The sequence below is a fragment of the Janthinobacterium sp. BHSEK genome, from assembly GCF_056174685.1.
This window is the reverse complement of sequence record NZ_JBWBYV010000080.1, coordinates 1-14,949: the sequence shown is the minus strand read 5'-3', so window position 1 is coordinate 14,949 and position 14,949 is coordinate 1. Positions and strand designations below refer to the sequence as shown.

General features: G+C 64.1%; 13 protein-coding genes. 6 read left to right on the top strand and 7 right to left on the bottom strand.

Annotated features, from left to right (window positions below):
* Positions 1–19: 19 nt before the first annotated feature.
* The gene (locus AC0V2Y_RS23740) at positions 20–2,203 is read right to left on the bottom strand and encodes a prolyl oligopeptidase family serine peptidase (RefSeq protein WP_475414499.1); all 2,184 of its coding nucleotides are present in this window, start codon (positions 2,201–2,203) and stop codon (positions 20–22) included.
* 413 nt (positions 2,204–2,616) lie between these two features.
* Here AC0V2Y_RS23740 and AC0V2Y_RS23735 point away from each other — a divergent pair, with 413 nt between their 5' ends.
* Positions 2,617–4,404, top strand: a complete 1,788-nt coding sequence (locus AC0V2Y_RS23735) for an EAL domain-containing protein (RefSeq protein WP_475414532.1) — start codon at positions 2,617–2,619, stop codon at positions 4,402–4,404.
* Positions 4,405–4,422: 18 nt separating this feature from the next.
* Here the strand turns inward: AC0V2Y_RS23735 and AC0V2Y_RS23730 are convergent, their stop codons facing one another.
* The 5 genes from AC0V2Y_RS23730 to AC0V2Y_RS23710 form a co-directional block, all read right to left on the bottom strand.
* Positions 4,423–4,866: a DUF6386 family protein gene (locus tag AC0V2Y_RS23730; protein ID WP_475414498.1), complete on the bottom strand. Its 444-nt coding sequence runs from the start codon at positions 4,864–4,866 to the stop codon at positions 4,423–4,425.
* On the bottom strand, positions 4,863–5,339 hold the full coding sequence (locus AC0V2Y_RS23725; RefSeq protein ID WP_475414497.1) for a DUF4262 domain-containing protein: 477 nt from the start codon (positions 5,337–5,339) through the stop codon (positions 4,863–4,865). The genes AC0V2Y_RS23730 and AC0V2Y_RS23725 overlap by 4 nt, the downstream gene beginning before the upstream one ends.
* 101 nt (positions 5,340–5,440) lie before the next feature.
* A complete protein-coding gene (locus AC0V2Y_RS23720) occupies positions 5,441–6,826 on the bottom strand; it encodes a tetratricopeptide repeat protein (RefSeq protein ID WP_475414496.1) in 1,386 nt (461 codons plus the stop codon).
* A 176-nt stretch (positions 6,827–7,002) separates the two neighbouring features.
* Positions 7,003–7,632, bottom strand: coding sequence for a 3'-5' exonuclease (locus AC0V2Y_RS23715; RefSeq protein WP_475414495.1), 630 nt, complete (start codon positions 7,630–7,632; stop codon positions 7,003–7,005).
* A 38-nt stretch (positions 7,633–7,670) separates the two neighbouring features.
* Entirely contained in the window at positions 7,671–8,921 is a 1,251-nt protein-coding gene (locus AC0V2Y_RS23710; RefSeq protein ID WP_475414494.1) for an Hsp70 family protein, read from the bottom strand.
* 178 nt (positions 8,922–9,099) lie between these two features.
* Between AC0V2Y_RS23710 and AC0V2Y_RS23705 the strand changes: the two genes are divergently transcribed.
* Together AC0V2Y_RS23705 and AC0V2Y_RS23700 are read left to right on the top strand one after the other, a co-directional pair.
* Positions 9,100–11,196: an Ig-like domain-containing protein gene (locus tag AC0V2Y_RS23705; protein ID WP_475414493.1), complete on the top strand. Its 2,097-nt coding sequence runs from the start codon at positions 9,100–9,102 to the stop codon at positions 11,194–11,196.
* Between the two features lie 238 nt (positions 11,197–11,434).
* Positions 11,435–12,460: a LacI family DNA-binding transcriptional regulator gene (locus AC0V2Y_RS23700; RefSeq protein ID WP_475414492.1), complete on the top strand. Its 1,026-nt coding sequence runs from the start codon at positions 11,435–11,437 to the stop codon at positions 12,458–12,460.
* 53 nt (positions 12,461–12,513) lie between these two features.
* Here AC0V2Y_RS23700 and AC0V2Y_RS23695 read toward each other — a convergent pair whose 3' ends face one another.
* Complete coding sequence (locus AC0V2Y_RS23695; protein ID WP_475414491.1) at positions 12,514–12,933, bottom strand: YidB family protein; 420 nt, start codon at positions 12,931–12,933, stop codon at positions 12,514–12,516.
* A gap of 262 nt (positions 12,934–13,195) precedes the next feature.
* Here AC0V2Y_RS23695 and AC0V2Y_RS23690 point away from each other — a divergent pair, with 262 nt between their 5' ends.
* From AC0V2Y_RS23690 to AC0V2Y_RS23680, 3 genes are all read left to right on the top strand, one after another.
* Positions 13,196–13,408, top strand: coding sequence for a hypothetical protein (locus AC0V2Y_RS23690; RefSeq protein WP_034751103.1), 213 nt, complete (start codon positions 13,196–13,198; stop codon positions 13,406–13,408).
* A gap of 109 nt (positions 13,409–13,517) precedes the next feature.
* Positions 13,518–14,225 (top strand): hypothetical protein, encoded by a 708-nt coding sequence (locus tag AC0V2Y_RS23685; RefSeq protein ID WP_475414490.1) that lies wholly within the window; start codon positions 13,518–13,520, stop codon positions 14,223–14,225.
* A gap of 85 nt (positions 14,226–14,310) precedes the next feature.
* Positions 14,311–14,784: a DUF6328 family protein gene (locus tag AC0V2Y_RS23680; protein ID WP_475414489.1), complete on the top strand. Its 474-nt coding sequence runs from the start codon at positions 14,311–14,313 to the stop codon at positions 14,782–14,784.
* Positions 14,785–14,949 lie beyond the last annotated feature (165 nt).

Here is a 14,949-nt window from a genome sequence, read left to right as displayed (position 1 = left end):
CTACCGCCTTACTACCTGATTACTGCGCCGCCACCTTGGCCGGCTCAGGCGCCGTCACCGGCGTCATCTTCAGCGAACGGCTGAGGAAGCCCCAGCGGTCCGCCACTTCTTCGATCTGCTTGGTCGTCGGCTTGCCGGCGCCATGGCCAGCCTTGCTTTCGATGCGGATCAGCACGGGCGCCGGACCGCCTTGCGCTGCCTGCGCGGCGGCGGCGAACTTGAAGCTGTGGGCCGGCACGACGCGGTCGTCGTGGTCGGCCGTCGTGATCATCGTGGCCGGATAGCAGCCGCCCGCCTTCAGGTTGTGCAGCGGCGAGTATTTCACCAGCGCCTTGAATTGCTCTGCGTCGTCCGACGAACCATAGTCAGGCACCCAGCCCCAGCCCACGGTGAACTTGTGGAAACGCAACATGTCGAGCACGCCCACCTGCGGAATCGCCGCGGCGAACAGGTCCGGACGCTGCGTCATGGCCGCGCCGACCAGCAAGCCGCCATTGCTGCCGCCGCCGATCGCCAGCTTCGATGGCGAGGTGACCTTGTTGTCCACCAGCCATTGCGCCGCGCCAATGAAATCGTCGAAGACGTTTTGCTTGTTCAGCTTGGTACCAGCCTGGTGCCAGGCTTCGCCGTATTCGCCGCCGCCGCGCAGGTTGGCCATCACGAAGACGCCGCCCATTTCCACCCAGGCGAGATTTGCCACGGAGAAGTTTGGCGTGAGCGAAATATTGAAGCCGCCATAGCCGTACAGATAGGTCGGGTTCGAACCATCCAGCTTCATGCCTTTTTTCGAGACGATGAACATCGGCACCTTGGTGCCGTCGCGGCTGGTGAAGAATTGCTGGCGCGTTTCAAAGGCGTTCGGGTCGAAATCGACCTTCGGCTGGCGGTACACCGTGCTTTTGCCCGATTTCATGTCGTAGCGGTAGATGGTCGCCGGCGTCGTGAAACTGGCGAACGAGTAGAACGTTTCCGTGTCGCCACGCTTGCCCGCGAAACCACCGGCCGAACCGATGCCCGGCAAGGCCACTTCACGCACCAGCTTGCCTTTCAGATTGACGATCTTGATTTGCGTTTGCGCATCTTTCAGGTAGTTAAGCACCAGCTGGTTGTTGATCAGGTTGACGGCGACCAGGGTTTCCGCCGCTTGCGGCACGATCTCTTTCCAGTCGGCAGGCGCAGGTTTGCGCGTGTCGATGGCGATCACGCGCGATTTTGGCGCCTTGTTGTCCGTCTTGAAGAAGAACACGGGACCGTCGTTGTCGATGAACGAGTAGGAAGCGTCGAACTCCTCCAGCAAGCCCACCACCTTGGCGTTCTTCTGGCGCAAGTCCTTGTAGAAGACGCGGTTCTTGCGTTCCGTGCCCTGCGTGGCCGTGATGATCAAATAATTGCCATCGTCGCTGACGGTGCTGCCGCCGAACGCCCATTCCTTCTGGTCGGGACGGTCGAAGACGAGCACGTCGTCGCTTTGCGGCGTGCCGATCTTGTGGAAGTACAATTTCTGGAAGTAATTGATATCGGCCAGCTTGGTGGCTTCGTTCGGCGCGTCATAGCGGCTGTAGAAGAAACCGGTGTTGTCCTTGGTCCACGAGGCGCCCGAGAACTTGGCCCACTTGATGTGGTCCGTCAAATCCTTGCCCGATTCGATGTCGCGCACTTTCCACTCGTTCCAGTCGGAACCGGAGGCGGACGTGGCGTAGGCCAGGTATCTGCCGTTCGGGCTGATCGAGGTGCCGGCCAACGCTACCGTGCCGTCCGTCGACAGGGTGTTCGGGTCCAGCAGCAGACGCGGCTCGTCGGACAGCTTTTTCACCGTGTACAGCACGGCCTGGTTTTGCAAGCCGTCGTTGCGGCTGTAGAAGTAGCGGCCACCCTGTTTCGTTGGCGTAGAGAAACGCTCATAATTCCACAGCTTGGTCAGGCGCTGCTTGATCGCGGCGCGCTCGGGGATCGTGCCCAGGTACGATTGCGTCAGCTTGTTTTGCGCCGCCACCCATTCGCCCGTTTCCGCGCTGTTGGCGTCTTCCAGCCAGCGGTACGGATCGGCGATGGTGGTGCCGAAATAGCTGTCTTGCTGATCGACTTTTTTGCTGACCGGATACGTCACGGGGGCGCCATCGCCGGCAGGACAGGATTGTGCCAGGGCATTGCCACCGAAAGCGGCCAGCAAGCTGCATATGAGGGTTGCACTACGTAATTGCATGGGTTGTTTGTCTCATTGTTGGATGTCGAGGAAAGCAGGCCGCGCACACATGCCACGGCTGCCCATGTTGACTTTCGCCAAGAGAAATCATAGCGCGGATTGCCACTTTTAAAGCACAGTTATCCGATGGATTTACCATCTTTTGTTTGGCAAATTTAGATGGATTGCCATGATAAATCTCGCTTTCGGCGGAATCGGCAAACTGACGTTCATACAAGAAACTTTATCAAAAGAAAAGTCGTTTCATCAAGCTGTCATAAATCTTCTTTACTATCGGCAACATGTTCATGGCCCGTCCAGAGGCCGTGCCGCCACATCCGCCTATGTACACTCTCGCCCTCCCTTCCGCCACCGCCGCGCCTGCCCCCGCGACGCCATCGAACGTGGCTTACCTGAAGCCGCCATCGGCCAGCATGACCATCGAAGGGACGGATGCCTTGCACGAGATCCTGGCGGGCCGCAAGCTCAGCGCGCTGTTCCAGCCCATCATCCACATGCACAGCGGCGACATCATCGGCTACGAGGGCTTGATACGGGGGCCGTCCGACAGCCCCCTGCACGCGCCGATGAATCTGTTCAAGGTGGCGCGCGCGCATGACCTGACCCTGGAAGTGGAACACCTATGCCGGCAAGTGGTGCTCGAACGCTTTGCCGAACTGCAACTGCCAGGAAAACTGTTTCTCAACGTCAGCCCCGAGTGTTTGTTGCTGCGCAATGCGCGCCATGGCGAAACCCTGGAATACATCGAGCACATCGGCATCAATCCGGACCGGGTCATCATCGAGCTGACGGAAAACCAGCCCACCTATGACTACGAGCTGATGCGCGAAGCGGTACTGCATTACCGCAACATGGGTTTCCAGATCGCCATCGACGACCTGGGCGAAGGCTTTTCCAGCCTGCGCCTGTGGTCGGAACTGCGGCCCGAATACGTGAAGATCGACATGCATTTCATCCAGGGCATCAATAACGACCCCGTGAAGCTGCAGTTCGTGCGCTCGATCCAGGAAATCGCGGAGAAATCGGGCACCCTGGTGATCGCCGAAGGCATCGAGGCGCAGACGGAATTGCTGGTCTTGCGCGACCTGGGCGTGGCGTTCGGCCAGGGTTATCACCTGGGCCGGCCCAACATGGTGCCGGCGCGCGCCCTGCCGGCCGAAGTGGTGCAGGCGCTGGGACGCAACGGCGTGGCCGTGTATCCGCAGCGCAGCAGCCTGGAAAAGAACGGCGCCACCATCCGCAAGCTGCTGCACCGCGTGGCGGCCGTGTCGCCGCAACTCAACAACAACGAGGTGTACGACATCTTCCTGAAGGAACCGAAGCTGATGATCATCCCCGTCGTCGACGACGGCGTGCCGCTGGGCCTGATCAGCCGCTTCGAAATGATCGACCACTTCGCCCGCCCCTACCAGCGCGAACTGTACGGCAAGAAATCGTGCAGCCTGTTCATGGATGCCACGCCCCTGATCGCCGACCACGAGACGAGCTTGCAGGAACTCAGCTACACCATGGTGCAGTCCGATGCCCACCACCTGTTCAACGGCTTCATCATTACCGAACACGGCCGCTACCTGGGCATGGGCACGGGCCACGACCTGATGCGCGAAATCACGCAGATGCAGATCAATGCGGCCCGTTACGCCAACCCCCTCACGCAACTGCCCGGCAACGTGCCCATCAACGAGCATATCGACCGATTGCTGCACAGCGCTGCCCGCTTCTGGGTCTGCTATTGCGACCTCGACCACTTCAAGCCCTTCAACGATGTGTACGGCTACCGCAAGGGCGACGACGTGATCCAGCTGACGGGAGAAATCCTCAGCGGCCATTGCGACCCGAACCGCGACTTCATCGGCCACATCGGCGGCGACGATTTCATGATTTTGTTCCAGAGCGAAGACTGGGAAACGCGCTGCCAGGCCATGCTGGACGACTTCGCGGCCGCCATCCTCGCCTACTACAGCAGCAGCGACTGCGAACGGGGCGGCTACATCAGCGAAGACCGGCAAGGCAAGAAAGTGTTTTATTCCTTGATCAGCCTATCCTTGGGCGTGATCAAGGTCGAGGCGCACCAGTACTACACGCACCACCAGATCGCCACGCAGGCGGCGGAAGCGAAGAAACAGGCGAAGAAAATCCACGGCAACAGCCTGTTCCTGGAGCGGCGGCAAGGCGCGGCCGTGGCCCGTATGGATGGGTAGCCAGGGTTCAACGGCGCATCAAATACGCACGAGGTCGGAAAACGCATTGTTGCTGCGCGCATCGGGCACGAATGCCAGGCTGACGTGCGCGCCATCGCGGCGCGCCTGCACGCGGTAGCTGCCCGCCCGCACGTCCACGAACAGGCCGCCGTATGCCGTGTCCGGTTCCAGGCCGCCGCCCGTGACGTCTTCCCCGGCGCCGATGAAGACGCGGCCCGAGGCCACGGCCAGGTGCACGCTCGCATGCGGCTCGGCAAGTTCGGCGTGCAAGGCGATGTCATACGCGCCGTCGCCGCCCACGTTGAAAAACGCCGCCTGGCCCGCATTCACGGCCGCCAGTTCCGCGCTGGGGAGGCTCCACCAGTCGCAGTCATCGTCGAGCTTGTGGCGCAGGAGGGCCGGGTCGAACACGCACAAGGTCGCCGTGCCGGTCACAATGCGGACGGAGATGCCTGCCGTCATGCGGCCGGAGGCGCCGGTCCCAGCAGGGGCTGGCTCTCCACGTACTGCGCGCTCGCTTGCGCCTGCCACGGGAAGTGGCCATCGCGCGACGGCCAGACGATCTGGTACACGGTAAAATCATCGCCCTGGTAATACCAGCGCGCATAGCCGACATAGTTGCGGTATTGCTCGACGGGCACGCGCACGAAGGCGCACGGATGGCCTTCCAGCAAGACGTCCGTGGTGGCCGTGAAATCCGTGATGGCGCCGCTGCGCACGGCATCGAGCGCCACGTCGAGTATCTGGTGAGCCATGGAGCGCGGCAAGCCCATGATGAGAAATTCCGGCTGGCCAAAGCTGTGGCCGGCGCCTATCGTGAAGGCATAGCCGGGACCTTCTTCGTCAGCGCTGATATGCACGCCATGCCAGCCGTGCGTGGCGATGTCGTCGATGACTTTTTGCTCGGATGCATCCTCGCCTGCCTGCCTTACCATGTTCCACCTTTCACTGTGCCGAAAACCGCGCCGCCTTCGCGGCATGCTCTTCGGCAATTATCGCATGCAGTGCGCATCCCTGCGCGCACGGGGCTGGCGCTTCAGTCGGGCGGCAGCGGCGGCGAGCGCACCTGGTGCCATTGCCGCATGCGCCGCTGCGCCTCTTCCAGCTGTGCCGGCTCCAGCCTGGCGGCCGCCGCTTCCCGTGCCCTGGCCGCTCCGCTGTCGCCGCCCTCGGCCGCCAGCGCCAGCCACATGTAGCCGCAGACGGGATCCTTTTCCACGCCGCGCCCGCTGTTGTACATGCCGCCCAGATTGTACTGCGCCAGCGCATGGCCCTGGCCGGCCGCGCGCGCATACCATTGCACGGCCTGGCCATCGTCTTGCGGCACGCCATGGCCGTTCGCATACATGACGCCCAGGTTGTTTTGCGCGCTGGCATCGCCCTGCTCGGCCGCCGTGCGGTACCAGCGCACGGCGCACACCTCGTCGCGCTCCACGCCCTGGCCATTCGCATACATCACGCCCAGGTTGAACTGCGCATTCGACGCGCCCTGGGCCGCCGCCTTCGCATACCAGTCCAGCGCCTGGCGCAAGTCGCGGGCGACGCCGCGCCCGCCCGCAAACATGCCGCCCAGATTGTATTGCGCCATGCAATGGCCTTGGGTCGCGGCGCGCCGGTACCAGGCGACGGCGCGCGTCTCGTCCCGGTCCACGCCCTGGCCGCGCGCCAGCATCAGGCCCAGGTTGAACTGGGCGTCGGCGTCATCCTGCTCGGCCGCCCGCTGCAGCCAGGCGTAGGCGCGCAGCTGGTCGGGCGCCACGCCCAGGCCTTCCGCATACGCCACGCCAAGCTGACGCTGCGCCACTGCCAGGCCCTGGGCGGCAGCCTGGCGGAACCAGGCCAGCGCCTGCGTATCGCTTTGCGCCACGCCCTGGCCCCGCTTGTAGACGAGGCCCAGGTTCAGCTGCGCCTGCGCATCGCCCTGCAAGGCGGCCTTGCGGAACCAGGCCAGGGCCAGCGCATCGTTCTTCTTCGCGCCCATCCCTTGCGCATAGGCTTCTCCCAGCAAGGATTGTGCGCTCGCCACCCCCTGTTCGGAGGCGCGGTAAAACCACGCCAGGGCCAGTTCATCGCTCTGCAGCACGCCGCGCCCCTTGCGGTACATCTGCCCCAGGTTTTGCTGGGCCGAGGCATCGCCCTGGGCGGCCGCGCGGCGGAACCACAGCACGGCGTCTTCGTCGCTCTGCGCCACGCCACGGCCGTGGTAATACAGGGCGCCCAGGTGGTTCTGCGCGAAAGCCAGCCCCTGCAGTGCGGCCAGGCGTAGCCAGACAAAGGCGCGCGCATCGTCCTGCGCCACGCCCTCGCCCTTCTTGTACATCAATCCCAGGTTGAACTGGGCATAGGCATTGCCCTGCTCGGCAGCCGTGCGGAACCAGATATACGCTTCGTGGCTATCTCTGGCAGTATGGTGCTTGTCCATGTGCGCCCCCATCCACATTGCGCTTGCCGGCAGCACGCGCAAAACGGCGGCCCAGGGCGGCGAAATCGTGTGTTGCTTAAATTTTAAATTCGATGCGGGGAAATGACTTGAGCAGGCTCAAATGAAATAACAAAATTATATCGTTTTGATGAGCCCGCTTGGATGCGATACGCCGGTCAGCGGCGCGATGGGTGCTTTTGCAGGAATTGCGGCACCTTGGCGGCGGCCAGCTTGTTCAGCGACACCAACAGGTCGGCGTCGACATCGGCGATGCCATAGCTGCTGCGCAGGTGGCGGCCGATATGGATCAGCACTTGCGCCGCCACTTCCGCATCGGACTCGGCCCTGTGGGCGGCGCTCTTGAAGGCGATGCCCAGCTGGCTCGACAGCAAGCCCAGCTTGTAGCTGGCCATGCCGGGGAACACGCGGCGCGACAGTTTCAAGGAACACACGAGCGACTGGTGCGCCGGCGTCAGGTTCAGCCTGGCGCTTTCCGCGCGCAGGAATTTCTCATCGAAGCTGGCATTGTGCGCCGACAAGGCGTCGCTGCCGATGAAATCCAGCAATTGCGGCACCACCTCGGCCACGGGCGGCGCCTTGTCCACCATGGCCTGCGTGATGCCCGTCAAGCCCGTGATGAACGCGGGAATGCGGGCATTGCAGTTGATCAGGGTCACATAGCGGTCCGTGATCTGCCCGCCCTCGATGCGCAAGGCCGCCACTTCCGTGATGCGGTCGCCCATGTCGGGAGACAAGCCGGTCGTCTCGAAGTCGATCATGACGATCGGTTTGTCAAACACATTCATGGGGTAAGGCTCTTTCTGCAATGCTGCGGTGGGCCAGCTTAGCCGAACTTGCGCACGGCGTCCAGCGCGAGTCCCGCACCAATACTGCCGAACAAATCGCCTTCGACCTTGCGCGCGGCCGGCACCAGGGCGGCGATCTTTTCGCGTAGCAAGCGCACGCCGGAAGAGCCGCCCGTGAAGAATACGGTGTCGACGGCTTCCGGCGCCACGCCCGCGTCGCGCAGCAGCCGCAGCACGGTTTCTTCCACGGAACCGCACAGGTGGCCGATGGCGTCGTCGAATTGCGTGCGTTTGAGCAGCAGGCTTTGCGCGGGCGACAAACGGTCCAGCTCCAGCTGTACCTCGGCCGCGTCGGACAGGGCGATCTTGCCCTCTTCCACCTTCATGGCCAGCCAGTGGCCGGCCCGCTCGTCGATCAGCTTTTGCAAGCGCCCCATCTTGTCTTGCTCGCGCGCATCGCGGCACACGTCGGCCAGCTGCACCCATATCTTCTTCGTGTAGGCCAGGTTGATCGTGTGCCAGGTCGCCAGGTTGAAATAATAGCTGGACGGCACTTCACTATTGTTGTGCAGGCGGCTGCCATAGCCAAGCAAGGGCATGACGGAAGACAGGCTCAGGTATTTATCGAAGTCCGTGCCGCCGATGTGCACGCCGCCCGTGGCGAGGATATCGTCGCGGCGCTCGGCCTTTTTCGCCCGCTCCGGCGACAGGCGCACCAGCGAAAAGTCGGAGGTACCGCCGCCGATGTCGGCGATCAGTACCAGTTCTTCCTTGGCTATCTGCGACTCGTAGTCGAAGGCGGCGGCGATCGGTTCGAACTGGAAGGCGACGTCCTTGAAGCCGACGGAGCGGGCCACTTCGGCCAGGGTATCCTGCGCCAGCTGGTCGGCCTGCGCATTGTCGTCGATAAAGAAGACGGGACGGCCGAACACGGCGGACGAGAATTCGCGGCCGGCGGACTGCTCGGCGCGGCGCTTCACTTCGCCAATGAATTGCGCCAGCAACATGCGGAACGGCAAGGCACGGCCGCCCACTTCCGTCTGGCCATCGATGAGGCTGGTACCCAGCAAGCTTTTCAGCGAGCGCATCAGACGGCCCTCGTAACCGGCCAGATAGCCGGCCAGCGCCGCGCGGCCAAAACTGACTTCCTCGTCTTCCGCATTGAAGAAGACGACGGACGGTAAGGTCGTCTTGCCATCTTCCAGACCGAGCATGGTGCTCTGCCCGGGACGTGCCCAGCCTACCGTGGAATTTGACGTGCCGAAATCGACGCCGCAAGCATTGGCCATGTCGACCCTTCCCTGAATAAAGGGGCGTTATGTTATCAGAACGCACGCCATTGCACCAGAAAAATACTTCCGGCTGGGCCAAGACAACAAGCTTGCTTTGCATCAAGTACCCGCCGCGCGCAAAAGCTACTCTTTGGAAATTGATGCCGAGCAACTCGGCAAGTTCCCGGAGATCATCATGTCCCTCGCCCCCCTGCGCCACCTGCCCGCCGCCAGCCTGGCCGCCTTCCTCGTTTGCCTGGCCGGCTGCGGCGGCGGGGGCGGCACCGATACGCAGGCATCCGGCGGCTGCTCGCTGCACAGCACGGCAGGCTGCGGCGGCAGCCTGCCGCCGCCGATCACGCCGCCCGTCACCCCGCCTGTCACCCCGCCCGTGACGCCCCCTGTGATTCCGCCCGTCACGCCGCCTGAGCCGGCCAGCCTGGCCAGCGCCGTCAACCTGGTGTTTTCCAGCACGGAACTGGCCTCCGCGGGCCTGGCCGGCAGCGAAGTGGCCGTCACGGCCCTCGTCAAGGATGGCGCCAACCTGGCCTTGCCAAACGCCAAGATTTCCTTTGCGGCCGATTCCGGCATCCTCGGCAGCGTCGACACCGTCACGGACAAGAACGGCCAGGCGCGCGCCCTGCTGGGCACGGGCGGCGCCAACAGCAACCGCAGCATCACCGTGACGGCGCATGTGGGCACGCGCAGCGGCAAGGGCACGGTGGCCGTCACGGGCAGCAGCGTGGAATTGCTGGGACCGTCCGCCTTGATGCTGGGCCAGGGTGCCGACCTTACCGTCACCGTGCGCGACTCGGCGCGCAAACCCGTGGCCGGCGCCGCCATCGCCTACAGCACGGGCGCCGGCAACGGCGTGCGTGTCAAGGACGGCGGCGCGGCGCTCAGCAATGCGCAAGGCCAGCTGGTGCTGCGCCTGACGGCAGGCAGCCTGGGCAAGGATGCCGTGTCCGTCAGCGCGCTGGGCGCCGCCGCCACGCAAGCGTATGCCGTGGCCGGCAGCGACCTGCGCCTGAGTCCGGCCGTGGGCCAGGACGCCAATGGCGCGGACGTGCTGCCGGAAGTGGCCACCCTCACATGCCAGCCCATCGACGCGCGCTACGACAAGGCGGGCGTGGCGCAATCGGGCAGCGCCAGCCTGTCGACCACGCGCGGCGGCCTGTTCGCGGACAGCGCCTGCAGCCAGGCCCTGCCTGCCAGCTTGACTTTTAGCAATGGCAACTTGCCGCGCAGCTATGTGCAATCGGCCAACGCGGGCGTGGCCACCATCACGGTTTCCGTGGCGGGCGGCCCCTCGGCGCAGACGCGGCTGGAATTCGTCGCGCCATTGAGCCCTGCCAGCAAGCTGACCGTGCAGGCGGAGCCGGCCGTGCTGCGCGCGAATACGGCCACTTCGGCGGCCACGGCCGACAACGCCAGCACCAGCATGAGCACAAGTATCAGCACAATCAGCGCCGTGGTGCGCGATGGCCCGGCGAACAACCTGGTCAAGAAGGCGCCCGTCGTGTTTACCATCTTGAGCGACCCCAGCGGCGGCTACCTGCGGCAGGCGGGCCGGGTGCTGACGGGCAGCGACGGCCTGGCGCGCGCCGAATACGTGGCGGGACCGGCCGACAGCGGCCGCGACGGCGTGCTGATCCAGGCCCAAATCGAAGGCGCCCCGCAAGCGGCGGCCACGGCACTCGTGCGCCTGACGGTGGCGCGGCAAGCGCTGTCGATCAAGCTGGGCACGGGTAGCCTGTTACGCGAATATTCGGCCAGCGTGCTGCAGAAGGACTTTGCCGTGTTCGTCTCGGACAGCGCCGGCAATGCCGTGCCCGGCGTCGCCATCACGGCCGCCGCCTGGCCCAGCCGCTATGCCAAGGGATTGTATACGTGGCAAGCGGACAAGCCCGAATTCCCCGACACGGGCGTCTGGCGCCTGGCCCTGCCCCACTACAGCTGCGCCAACGAGGACGTTTTGCGCAATGGCATTTTTGACGCCGCCTACGACCGCAACGGCAATGGCGTGCTCGACCCGGGCATCCCCCTGACCGTCAGCGCCAGCGGCCTGAGCGACGCGCTGGGCATGGCCACCGTCACCATCAGCTATCCGCGCAACTTTGCTTCCTGGGTGGACGTCGCCCTGACCGTGCGCGGCAGCGTCAGCGGCACGGAAGCGAGCACGACGGCGGATCTGCCATTGCCCGCCCTGGCCAGCGATTTCAGCGCCCGCCGCGTGGACCCGCCGGGACGCCTCAGCCCGTATGGCAGCGGCCCCTGCGACAGTCCCGATTGAAGGACAAGCATACCACTTGCCATTCAATCAAAATTTTTGCAACATAGACAATAAAACAGTCTTGCCACATGGAAATATTTTCGCTATGCTCATTCTGCCCGCCCAGGCCGCCACAAGCGGCCGGGCCTGCAGGAATACTTTGAGACAGGTTGCTTGCCAAACCAATATGCGAAAAAAGAATACTGTAGCCCGGACACCCAGCACCGCCGCCCGCGCCATACCCGGCACCGGACGGCGCGTGACTTCGTATGACGTGGCCCTGCTGGCCGGCGTGTCGCAATCGGCCGTGTCGCGCTGCTTCAAGCCGGGCGCCAGCGTCTCGCCCGCCACCCACGCCAAGGTCATGCAGGCGGCCATCACCCTCGACTACATCCCCAACGCGGCCGCGCGCAGCCTGATCACGCGGCGCTCGAACCTGGTGGCCGTCATCATTTCCAACCTGGCCAATCTGTACTATCCGCAAGTATTGTCCGACCTGAGCCAGCAAATCGCCCGCCAGGGCAAGCGTCTACTGTTGTTTACGCTGGAGCGCGAAGCGGACGTCGGCAGGGTCTTGAGCGATGTATGGCAATACCAGGTCGATGGCGCCGTCGTGGCCGCCTTCCTGTCGGACGCGCAGATGGCCGAATTCGCCCGGCGCGACGTGCCGCTGGTGCTGTTCAACCGCAGCCCCCGCGAGCACGCCGTGCATGCCGTGCTGTGCGACCAGGGGGAAGCGGCGCGCCTGCTCGTCTCGCGCCTGGCCGAGGCCGGCCACCGCCAGTTCGCCGTCATCGACGGTCCCGGCGACTCGGCCGTGGCGCAGGAACGCAAGGCCGGCGTGCTGGACCGGCTGTTCACGCTGGGCTTGCCCGCGCCCATCGTCGTCAGCGGCAACTACGATTACGCCAGCGGCGGACGCGGCTTGCGCAAGGTCATCGACCGCCTGGGCCGCGTGCCGGACGCCGTCATTTGCGGCAACGACATCATGGCCATCGGCTGCCTGGACACGGCGCGCCACCAGATGGGCATCCAGGTGCCGCTGCAGATGTCCGTGGCGGGCTTCGACGCGCTGGAAGCGTCGGGCTGGCTCAGCTACGACATCACCACCCTGCGCCAGCCCGTGCAAAAGATGGCCACCGATGCCGTCGCCATGCTGAGCGAGCTGATGGAACGGCGCGGCGGCATCGCCGAGCGCCGCCGCTATTGCTCGTATCTGGTGGAGGGGAGTACGGCCAGGCTGACCAGCGAACCTCAGCGTTTCGGCATGATGGCCGCCGCCTGAAAACAAAAAACCTCGCATCGCTGCGAGGTTTTTGAGTTCTGCGGCAATAAATATCAACCGAATATCTTGCCCTTGAGCATATTCAAGCCCTGGCTGACGAGGTCATTGCCTTCAGGTACTTGACCGTTCGGCGTCAGCTTGTCGATCAGCTGGGGCAGCAAGGCGGCCAGGCCGCCCGAGGCCGCGTCCGGGGCAACGCCCGCTTTTTCCGCGATCTGCGTGATCGTGTCGGCGCCCAGCGCATCCTTGATCTGGTCGCCCGAGACGGGCGCATTGGCGCCGGTGCCGATCCAGCTGGCCACCTGGTCGCCCAGGCCGCTTTCCTGGAATTTCTGCAGCAGGCCGGGCAAGCCGCCATGCTGGTTGACCAGCTCCATCACGCTGGCCATCAATCCCGATGGGGCTTCCCCGTCAGCACCCTTGTTGCCCAAAGCGCTCATCGCCTGTCCTGCAAGTTGGTCTAGCAAACTCATCGTATTCTCCTGAACGCTGTCGATTGGTGCCGCGTAGAGCGGCGTCCGGTAAGGCCGGCGCATAATCGCCGACATACATAACAATTATACTATATATAATTAAAATGCTATATTTGCAATTTAACAGGCGGAACAAAAACAGGCTCGGCCGCAGCCTCACCCACCTCCATCATATTTAGTTCGGCACAACATGCAAGCGTAAATTGACGATTTACAAAAACGTGTAGAATTAATTTTCCTACTTACTGAGGAGTATCAACACATGAACATCAATAAAGCGGTAGACAAGGCCTACGAAAAAAAGACGTTCAAGGAAATCGCCGATGCGCCCGTCGATGCGCTGCAAGGCGTGAGCGAGAAGGATGCGGAACTGCTCAAGCAAGCGTTCAATATCAAGACCGTGCGCGATCTGGCGAACCTGAAATACTCGAAGTGGGCGCGCGCCATCGTCACCCTGGCCGATACGGAAGAATAAACCGGGCCATGCCGCAGGCATTCCCGTCAGCACAGCCCGCCCCAGTCGGCGGGCTTTTTCATGCCGGCCCGCTAGCGGCTCGCAAGCCGCTAGCCGCGCGGAGGCGCCCTTGCCCACGCCGCTGACCCTGCCCGGCATCTGCTGGCCCCTGCAAGCGAGCACGGGCCACCTTGCCGTCACCACGCAGCACATCACGGGCCACTTTCGCGCCGGCGCGGGCGAAGACGCCATCATCGCGTGCGATCTGCTGCCAGCCGGAAAGTTTCGCAATGGCGCGGCGCGCCACTGGTGCCGCACGCACCAGTGCTACTGGGGCACGCAGGCGGACCTGACCGAGCGGCAGGCGACGCGGCAGATGCGTTGCCGCCAGCACGCCAGCCCCATGGGCTATGTGCTGTATCCGGAACTGTTCGACCCCGGCCGCTTTCACGCCACCACCTTGCGCCTGGGCCCCGATGGCTTGCTGCAACTGCGCGCCCGGGCCGATGACGGCGGCGCCCTGCTGGCGCGCGACGCGGCCGCGCTGGCCATCGATTGCCGCGCCCTGCCCGGCTTGTTCCCTGCCGACGTCGCGCAGCTGAATATCACGCCGCCCGCCGCGCAGGCGTTCGCCGCCGCCTTGCAGGCGGGCACCCCGCTCGGCTGCAGCGACTGCGCCCGCTGCGGCCATCCGCACCTGGATCTGGGCAGCTTCGCGCTGGCGCCGCACCGCCGCCACAGCTGCGGCCATTGCGGCCACGACGCCTCGCACAGCGCCACGGCCATCGTCTCGACGCCCCTGTGGCGCCTGCGCCAAGGCATCGCGCAATGCTTCTGAAGGTGCGCGCGCCCACAGTCGGCGCGGGTGCCTGCGCGTAGATTGGCACCACCACCACCACCACCACCACCACGAGGACCACGCCATGCCACACGCGCGACAGCAGCACGAGGATGACCAGCCGGGCGACGAAGGCGACCTGTCCGACCTGCTCAGCGAATTGCGCATCCTCTTGCCGGGCGCGCAGATGCTGACGGCCTTCCTCATCATCCTGCCCTTCAACGGCGGCTTCGCGAAGATCGTGCAGGCGGAAAAGATCGTCTTCCTGCTGACGTTTTTCCTGTCCATGACCAGCCTGGTGCTGCTCAGCGCGCCGGCCATCCAGCACCGCGTGATGCGTCCCCTGCAAGACCGCGAACGCTTCAAGCGCGTGGCCGACCGCATCATGATGTGCGGCGCCTTTTCCCTGGCGCTGGCGTTTATTCTGGGCACCAATCTGGTGATGTCGGAAGTCTTCGGCCACGTGGCCGGCATCGTCGCCAGCGTGCTGATGGGCACGCTGATCGTCTGCATGTGGTGGCTGCTGCCCCTGCACCTAAAGCGCAGCAGGAAAATATAGGCGGCGCCGGCTGACTAGCGAAAGCATAGCCATTTTAATTTACTGCATGACAATATTGCCCGTCAACACGGCAATGCCCTCCCATTCCTTCGTCCAGTGGCGCCAGGGTGCCGGCCGCCGCATGCCGCTGCGCTGGCTTGCCGCCATCAAATGTTGCCTCTGCGC

Excerpts from the sequence above, each read along its gene's own strand:
- AC0V2Y_RS23695 (WP_475414491.1), bottom strand. The coding sequence starts at position 12,933 with ATGAGTTTGCTAGACCAACTTGCAGGACAGGCGATGAGCGCTTTGGGC.
- AC0V2Y_RS23725 (WP_475414497.1), bottom strand. The coding sequence starts at position 5,339 with ATGGTAAGGCAGGCAGGCGAGGATGCATCCGAGCAAAAAGTCATCGAC.
- AC0V2Y_RS23720 (WP_475414496.1), bottom strand. The coding sequence starts at position 6,826 with ATGGACAAGCACCATACTGCCAGAGATAGCCACGAAGCGTATATCTGG.
- AC0V2Y_RS23680 (WP_475414489.1), top strand. The coding sequence starts at position 14,311 with ATGCCACACGCGCGACAGCAGCACGAGGATGACCAGCCGGGCGACGAA.
- AC0V2Y_RS23715 (WP_475414495.1), bottom strand. The coding sequence starts at position 7,632 with ATGAATGTGTTTGACAAACCGATCGTCATGATCGACTTCGAGACGACC.
- AC0V2Y_RS23735 (WP_475414532.1), top strand. The coding sequence starts at position 2,617 with ATGACCATCGAAGGGACGGATGCCTTGCACGAGATCCTGGCGGGCCGC.
- AC0V2Y_RS23705 (WP_475414493.1), top strand. The coding sequence starts at position 9,100 with ATGTCCCTCGCCCCCCTGCGCCACCTGCCCGCCGCCAGCCTGGCCGCC.
- AC0V2Y_RS23740 (WP_475414499.1), bottom strand. The coding sequence starts at position 2,203 with ATGCAATTACGTAGTGCAACCCTCATATGCAGCTTGCTGGCCGCTTTC.
- AC0V2Y_RS23690 (WP_034751103.1), top strand. The coding sequence starts at position 13,196 with ATGAACATCAATAAAGCGGTAGACAAGGCCTACGAAAAAAAGACGTTC.
- AC0V2Y_RS23710 (WP_475414494.1), bottom strand. The coding sequence starts at position 8,921 with ATGGCCAATGCTTGCGGCGTCGATTTCGGCACGTCAAATTCCACGGTA.
- AC0V2Y_RS23730 (WP_475414498.1), bottom strand. The coding sequence starts at position 4,866 with ATGACGGCAGGCATCTCCGTCCGCATTGTGACCGGCACGGCGACCTTG.